Source organism: Microbacterium sp. (genome assembly GCF_052099035.1).
Lineage (GTDB): Bacteria > Actinomycetota > Actinomycetes > Actinomycetales > Microbacteriaceae > Microbacterium.
The window spans coordinates 1-7593 of sequence record NZ_JBQDSX010000099.1 but is presented as its reverse complement, the minus strand read 5'-3'; the positions used below and the strand labels follow the sequence as shown (position 1 = coordinate 7593).

Sequence of the window (7593 nt, the reverse complement as noted above, 5' to 3'; positions counted from 1 at the left end):
CGCTTCTTGTAGCCGGTCTTGTTCTTGTACTTCTGGATGATGATCTTCGGGCCGCGGAGGTTACGGATAACCTCAGCGGTGACCGTGACCTTGGCCAGCTTGTCGGCGTCGGTGGTCACCGTGGTGCCGTCGACGAGGAGCACTGCGGGCAGTTCGATCTTCTCGCCCTGAGCAGCCTGAACACGATCGAGCTGAACGATCGTGCCGACCTCGACCTTCTCCTGCCGCCCACCGGCGCGCACTACTGCGTAAACCACTTGATACCTGTTTCGTTGGGGAGCGGAAAGCTCCGGAAATCTCACGGGAAGACTTTGCCTGCGTTCGTCGCAGGTCTGACGGATGCGAGCACAAGGCTCTTGCACATCGCCCTGTGCAGGCGAATCAGCTCACGCACCAAGGGACCACTTTACCGGATCGAGGACGGTCTCGCAAAGCGAACCGCCTCCGTGTCGCCCGGTCGTAGGATCACGGGGTGACCATTCTGATCGATGATGCCATCTGGCCGGCACACGGCCGGCACTGGGCGCACCTGGTGAGCGACCACAGTCTCGACGAACTGCACGCCTTCGCGCGCAGCAACGGGGTGCCTCCACGGTCGTTCGACAGGGATCACTACGACGTCCCCGATGAGGCTCTCCCCCGGCTCATCGCGGCCGGGGCAGAGCAGGTCAGCGGCAGAGAGCTCGTCCGCAGGCTGATCGCCTCAGGACTCCGAATCCCCGCCCGCGACCGCCGGTGAGGAGTTCACCGACACCGGGGTGCCGGTGAGCGCAGCCGTCGACACTCGACGGCGGTTGCGGCCCTGACCAGGTGCCTTCGGCTCCGGAAGCGCATCCAGCACCGAATCGAGCATCTGCTCGGCTTCGGTCTTGGGTGCGTTGTTCTTCTCGGACCCCCGCTTGCGGCGCGGCTTCTTCGGCCGTTCCACAGGTTCGGGCACATCAGCGGCGACGATGACAGCATCCAATTCGACGACCGTCTCGGCCGTCGCCGCGAGCGTCGACGCCGCAATCTGCGCGAGCGCGGATTTCGCACCCTCGGGGATTCCGTGGGCAACGTTGGCCGGCTGCTGCGAGTTCTGGTTCTGGTTCTGCTGGCCGTTGCCGCCGCGCTGGCGGCGGTTGCCCGACTGCGAGTTGCCCGAGTTCGAACGGTGCTTGACGACAGGGTCGTGGTGGACGACGACCCCACGGCCTGCGCAGACCTCACACGCCTCGCTGAACGTCTCCAGAAGCCCCAGACCGAGCTTCTTGCGCGTCATCTGCACGAGTCCGAGCGAGGTGACCTCGGCGACCTGGTGCTTCGTGCGGTCCCGGCTCAGGCACTCGATGAGGCGGCGCAGCACGAGATCACGGTTGGACTCAAGGACCATGTCGATGAAGTCGACGACGATGATGCCGCCGATGTCGCGCAGCCGCAGCTGACGGACGATCTCCTCCGCAGCTTCGAGGTTGTTCTTGGTGACAGTCTCTTCGAGGTTTCCGCCGGTGCCGACGAACTTGCCGGTGTTCACGTCGACGACGGTCATCGCCTCGGTGCGGTCGATGACCAGTGAACCACCGGATGGCAGCCAGACCTTGCGGTCGAGAGCTTTTTCGATCTGCTCGGTGATACGGAACGCATCGAACGGATCGGTCTCGTCCTCGTAGGACTCCACACGCTCGAGCAGGTCAGGAGCAACGCTCTCGAGGTAGGCGCGGATCGTCTGCTGCGATTCCTCGCCCTGGATGAGCATCTTGGTGAAGTCCTCATTGAAGACATCGCGGACGATCTTGACGAGAAGATCCGGCTCGGCATGCAGAAGCGCGGGTGCCTGCTGGCTCTCGACCTGCTTCTGGATGTGCTCCCACTGCGAGGTGAGGCGCTGGACGTCGCGCGTCAGCTGGTCCTCGGTCGCACCCTCGGCAGCCGTACGCACGATCACGCCGCTGGACTCGGGGAGCACTTCCTTGAGAATGCGTTTCAGGCGTGCGCGTTCGTTGTCGGGGAGCTTGCGGCTGATGCCGTTCATCGATCCGCCCGGCACGTACACGAGGTAGCGTCCGGGAAGCGAGATCTGGCTGGTCAGACGCGCACCCTTGTGTCCGACCGGGTCCTTGGTGACCTGCACGAGCACACGATCACCGGGCTTGAGTGCAAGCTCGATGCGACGCGGCTGGTTACCCGTCTCGACGCCATCCCAGTCGACTTCGCCGGAGTAGAGGACGGCGTTGCGGCCACGACCGATGTCGACGAACGCGGCCTCCATGCTCGGCAGCACGTTCTGCACACGGCCGAGGTAGACGTTGCCGATCAGTGAAGCGTCCTGATTGCGTGCCACGTAGTGCTCGACGAGTACGGCGTCCTCGAGCACGCCGATCTGCGTACGGCCGTTCTTCGAACGCACCACCATCTTGCGATCGACGGACTCGCGGCGGGCGAGGAATTCGGCCTCGGTGACCACCGGACGCCGGCGACCGGCGTCGCGACCGTCACGACGGCGCTGCTTCTTCGCTTCGAGGCGCGTGGACCCCTTGATCGCCTTGGGCTCGGTGATGTATTCGACAGCGCGCTGACGCTGACGCGGCTCGTCGCGCTGGTCGTCTCCGTCGCCGTTGCCACCACGACGCCGACGTCCGCGACGTGCGGAGGGAGCGTCATCGTGCTCGTCGTCACGCGAAAAATCGCGGTCGCGGTCATCACGGCCACGATCACGGCCGGGACGGGCGGGGAGCGGCGTGATCTCAGGAGCGTAGAAGCGCAACTGGGTCGACACCTGCGAGACGAACACTTCGGGGATGAGTCCGAGAGTGACCGCCGTCACCTTCTCCGGCTCGGCGGGCTTCTCCGGCTCGGCAGGCTTTTCCGCTTCGACGGGCTTCTCCGCCTCGACAGGCGCTTCGGCAGGCTCAGCGACCGGGTCGGTCTGCTCCGCAGCCGAAGGCTCCGGTGGAGCCTCAGAAGATTCAGCAGGTGCGTCGGCCGGTGCTACCGGAGCCGCAGTTTCTGCATCGAGGATAGGGGTGTTGGTGTCATTCGTCTCATCGGCCATCTCTGGCGTGCTCCCTGCGGCGGTGCACTCGGTGCTCCGCGAAATCTCGTGCGGCACCCACGGGTGCCGCAAACTCATTCGGTGTGCGACCGGCTCATGGCTCTGATCGCGAGGGGCATGGGCCCCGAAGTCTTCGTCGATGTGTTGCACGGCTATGCCGCGCGGTCCATCACAGGCCATTATCGCATCATGTCGGCCAGTTCGTGGCATTCGGGCCTCATCGGGCGTTTGAACTGGCCTGTTATCGCCGCATCCATAGCGGACGCTGAGATAATCCGAGAATGAGCGAGCAGCGTACCCGCCCCGTGTTCTATGCCGTCTGGCTGATCATTGCCAGCGTGATCGGCTGGTGGGCGGCTTTCCAGCTCACCCTGGATAAATTCGTGCAACTCGCGAATCCGGATGCTGATCTCAGCTGCAATGTCAGTGTGATGATCCAGTGCGGCAAGAACCTGGGTTCGTGGCAGGGCGAGATATTCGGCTTCTCGAACCCGATCATCGGCCTTGCCGGGTGGATGGCGCCGCTGTTCATGGGTGTCGCTCTGCTCGCCGGGTCGCGCTTTCCCCGATGGTTCTGGCTCACCTTCGGCGCGGGAGTGACCTTCGCATTCGGCCTGGTGTGCTGGTTGATCTGGCAGAGCTTGTATGCACCGAATCTCGGCGTGCTGTGCCCCTGGTGCATGCTCACCTGGTCAGTGACGATTCCGACGTTCTTCGCGACGGTCGTGCACCTCTTCCGAAACGGCTCGTTCAGTCGCTCCGAGAAGGTGCAGGAGCGCGCAGGACGGATGATGGCATGGGTTCCGCTGGCGACAATCGTCGCCTATGCCGTCATCGTCCTGCTGGCGCAGCTGCGCGGCCTCGACCTGCTCGGCGAAGTCGCGGGGATGCTCTTCTGACCTAGAAGGTTAGACCTAGAAGGTCAGGAGAACCAGATTCCGAGCTCGCGCTGAGCAGACTCGGTGCTGTCCGAGCCGTGCACGAGGTTCTGCTGCACGGCAAGGCCCCAGTCGCGGCCGAAGTCGCCACGGATGGTTCCGGGGGCAGCAGTGGTGGGGTCTGTGGTGCCGGCGAGCGAGCGGAAGCCCTCGATGACACGGTTTCCCGCAAGGCGGATCGCCACGGACGGTCCCGACATCATGAAATCGAGCAGCGGCTCGTAGAAGGGCTTGCCCTCGTGCTCGGCGTAGTGCTCGGCGAGCAGTTCGCGGTCGGGCTCGACCAGACGGATGTCGACGAGGGCGTATCCCTTTGCTTCGATACGGGCGAGGATGCTGCCGGTCAGGCCGCGGGCGACGCCGTCGGGCTTGACGAGGACGAGGGTTTCTTCGGTGGCCATGTCAATCGCTCTCTGTGTGAGGTTCGGTTTCTTCGAGGTTCGGATTCGCGTCGGTCGGACGTCGTGCATCCAACCGGGCCCCCATGATCGTCGCATACGCCCACATGCCTCCGAAAACCAGCACGACGAAGAGGATGGTGGGAACGAAGATGGCGGAGAGCGCGACGACTGCCTGCAGCGCCCACCCGACGGGAATCGCCCAGGGCTTGGTGATCATTCCGGCGACGGCGACCATCACCACTGCGACCACCAGTCCGCCGATGATCGCCCACCACTGCGGGATCCCATCGGGCAGCGTCTTCAGGCCGTAGATCGTGAGGCCTGCAAGGATCACGACGATCGCTTCGAATCCGAGGACGACCGGGGCGAGCTTCTGAACGAGGGTGCGGGGCGGACGCGCGTGACGCGGCTCGGGGGCCACTGCATCGCTCATGCGCGCCACCCCGATTTCCAGTCCTCTTCCTCGGCGAGGGCGATAGCCTCACCGGCGAGCACGATCGAACCGGCGATGATCACCGCACGGCGATCGGACGATGCGGCCCACTCGCGCGCAGCATCCGCAGCATCCGCCAGCGAGGGATGCACGGTCGCGCGGTGCCCGACGCTCTCGACGAGGTCCGCGATGGTGTCCGCGTCACTCGCGCGGCTCGATTCGGGCACCGTCGCGAACACGTGCGCGCTCGCGGGCGCGAGACGCGCGACGATGCCGGCGGCATCCTTGTCAGCGAGTACACCGAGCACCAGCCCCCATTCATCGAAATCGAAGCTGTCGTCGAGCGACTGCGCGAGGGCTTCGGCACCGTGCGGGTTGTGCGCGGCGTCGACGACCACGGTCGGTGCGATTCCGAGCAGCTGCAGACGGCCGGGAGAAGTCGCCCCCTGCAGTCCGTCAGTGATGATGTCCTCGGCGATCGGCTGCGATCCCGCACCGATGAGAGATTCGACGGCCGCCACCGCGAGTGCGGCATTGTGACCCTGGTGCGCGCCGTACAGCGGCAGGTACTCCTCGAGATACGAGCCGGCGAGGCCGCGGATCGTCAGCAGCTGGCCGCCGACGGCGAGCTTCTGCTCTGCCAGGCCGAATTCCTCGCCCTCGAAGGCGATGGTGGCGTTCTTCTCGGCGGCGACACGGCGCAGCACGGCCGCTGCCTCGGCGGGCTGCTGCGCGGAGACAACGGCGGCGCCCTCTTTGATGATTCCTGCCTTGACGGTGGTGATTTTCTCGATGGTCTCACCGAGTCGGTCGGCGTGGTCGATGGCGATCGGTGCGAATACCGCGACGTCGCCGTCGGCGGTGTTCGTGGAGTCCCACTCCCCACCCATGCCCACTTCGAGAACCAGCACATCGACCGGAGCATCCGATGCCGCAACAAATGCGAGGACGGTGAGCAGCTCGAAAAAGGTCAATGGCTCATCGCCCGCCTTCTCGAGCTCAGCATCGACGATCCCGACGAACGGCTCGATCTCCTCCCATGCCTCGGCGATCGCGGCGTCGAGAATCGGCTCACCATCGATCATGATCCGCTCGGTGAAGCGCTCCAGATGCGGGCTCGTGAAGAGCCCGGTGCGCAACCCGTGCGCGCGCAGCAGGCTCTCGATCATGCGTGCGGTCGACGTCTTGCCGTTCGTGCCGGTGATGTGCACGACACGGTAGGTCTTCTGCGGATCATCGAGCAGCTCGAGAATGCGAGCGGTGCGCTCCTTGCGGGGCTGCACCCACCGCTCCCCTGCCCTCTCGAGCAGGCTCTCGTAGACGGCATCCGCGCGGTCGCGGTCAGACATTCGTCGCTCCCTCAGTATTGGAATCGATCGTGACGACGATCGGAGCCTTTTCGGACCCGAGCGCTGTGGCCCCCGAGCTGAACACGCCGTCGCCGGGGCTCGTGACGTTCTTCACGAGTTCGTCCATGTCCTCGGTCGCCTGCACAGCGAAGCCGACGGAGAGGGTCTCACCGGCGATGAGCGCCGAGTACGCCTGAAGTGCCTCCGCGTTCTCGGGCGAGACGTTCAGCGCCAGGATGATGCGGTCGCTGACGTCGAGGCCGGCGTTCTTGCGCGCTTCCTGCACGACTCGGATGGCATCGCGGGCCATCCCCTCGGCTTCCAGCTCAGGAGTCGTCTGCGTGTCGAGCAGCACGAAACCTCCGGTCGGGACGAGGGCGAGTGCTTCGCCTTCAGGCCGCCCGGCCGTCTCGAGCAGGAGGTCGTACTCCTGCGGCTCCAGTGCGATGCCGTCGACGATGACCACGCCGTCCTGCTGCTCCCAGACGCCGGCGCGAGCGCCAGCGATCACGTGCTGCACCTGCTTGCCAAGGCGCGGGCCTGCGGCACGTGCGTTGACGCTGAGGCGGTGACTGATGCCGTATTCCGCGGCAGCCGTGTCGGTGAGCTGCACGAGCTCGACCTGCTTGACGTTCAGCTCCTCGCGCAGGATGTCCTCGAATTGGCCGAGGGCGCCCGCGACCGGAGAGACCACGGTGAAGCGTGCGAGCGGCAGGCGCACGCGGAGCTTCTCCTTCTTGCGCAGCGCGTTGCCCACACGGGAGAGTTCGCGCACAGCATCCATCGCTTCGCGGATATCGGTGGCGTCGGGGAAGGCATCGGCATCCGGCCAGTCGGTCAGGTGCACGCTGCGCCCGCCGGTGAGTCCCTGCCAGATCTGCTCGCTGACCAGCGGCACCAGCGGGGCCGCGACACGCGTCAGCGTCTCGAGCACCGTGTACAGCGTGTCGAAGGCCTCGGTGCTCTTCGGATCGTCAGTGACGTTCCCCCAGAAGCGGTCGCGCGAACGGCGGATGTACCAGTTCGTGAGCACCTCGGCGAAGTCCCGCAGACGAGCGGATGCCGTCGTCGAGTCGAGTCCTTCGAGGTCGGATGCCACGTCTCGCACGAGCTCGCCGAGGCGGGACAGGATGTACCGGTCGAGCACGTCCGTGGAGTCCGTGCGCCAGGTCGCCTCGTAGCCGGCGCCGGAGGCATTCGCGTACGTCGCGAAGAAGTACCACGAGCTCCACAGCGGCAACAGGAACTCGCGGACGCCCGCGCGGATACCCTCTTCGGTGACGGCGAGGTTTCCGCCGCGCAGTACCGAGCTCGACATGAGGAACCAGCGCATGGCGTCTGAGCCGTCGCGGTCGAGCACCTCGGACACATCCGGGTAGTTGCGCAGCGACTTCGACATCTTGTAGCCGTCGCTGCCGAGCACGATGCCGTGGCAGCTGAC

Annotated in this window: 8 protein-coding genes; 2 read left to right on the top strand and 6 right to left on the bottom strand. The window is 65.4% G+C overall.

Translation table 11 applies throughout. From position 1 onward, the window contains the following. A partial coding sequence (gene rplU / locus ACTIAO_RS16365; protein WP_441907197.1) for a 50S ribosomal protein L21 occupies nt 1–257 on the bottom strand: 257 nt, incomplete at its 3' end. 215 nt (nt 258–472) lie between these two features. On the opposite strand from rplU, the gene ACTIAO_RS16360 reads away from it, so the two are divergent. Next, complete coding sequence (locus tag ACTIAO_RS16360) at nt 473–739, top strand: DUF4031 domain-containing protein (protein WP_441907196.1); 267 nt, start codon at nt 473–475, stop codon at nt 737–739. Here the strand turns inward: ACTIAO_RS16360 and ACTIAO_RS16355 are convergent. Continuing rightward, nucleotides 704–3031, bottom strand: coding sequence for an Rne/Rng family ribonuclease (locus tag ACTIAO_RS16355; protein WP_441907195.1), 2328 nt, complete (start codon nt 3029–3031; stop codon nt 704–706). The two genes, ACTIAO_RS16360 and ACTIAO_RS16355, sit on opposite strands and share 36 nt — an antisense overlap. 281 nt (nt 3032–3312) lie before the next feature. Between ACTIAO_RS16355 and ACTIAO_RS16350 the strand changes: the two genes are divergently transcribed. Beyond that, entirely contained in the window at nt 3313–3930 is a 618-nt protein-coding gene (locus ACTIAO_RS16350; protein WP_441907194.1) for a vitamin K epoxide reductase family protein, read from the top strand. Between the two features lie 23 nt (nt 3931–3953). On the opposite strand, the gene ndk is transcribed toward ACTIAO_RS16350, so the two are convergent. From ndk to ACTIAO_RS16330, 4 genes are all read right to left on the bottom strand, one after another. Then, nucleotides 3954–4370 carry a nucleoside-diphosphate kinase gene (gene ndk / locus ACTIAO_RS16345; protein ID WP_441907193.1) on the bottom strand — a complete coding sequence of 139 codons (417 nt, stop codon included), beginning with the start codon at nt 4368–4370 and terminating at the stop codon, nt 3954–3956. Between the two features lies 1 nt (nt 4371). Next, a complete protein-coding gene (locus tag ACTIAO_RS16340) occupies nt 4372–4803 on the bottom strand; it encodes a DUF4233 domain-containing protein (RefSeq protein ID WP_441907192.1) in 432 nt (143 codons plus the stop codon). Then, nucleotides 4800–6152 carry a bifunctional folylpolyglutamate synthase/dihydrofolate synthase gene (locus tag ACTIAO_RS16335; protein WP_441907191.1) on the bottom strand — a complete coding sequence of 451 codons (1353 nt, stop codon included), beginning with the start codon at nt 6150–6152 and terminating at the stop codon, nt 4800–4802. Before ACTIAO_RS16335 ends, ACTIAO_RS16340 begins: the two co-directional genes overlap by 4 nt. After that, nucleotides 6145–7593: class I tRNA ligase family protein (locus ACTIAO_RS16330; RefSeq protein ID WP_441907190.1), on the bottom strand; the 1449-nt coding region annotated here is incomplete at its 5' end. The genes ACTIAO_RS16330 and ACTIAO_RS16335, both read right to left, overlap by 8 nt.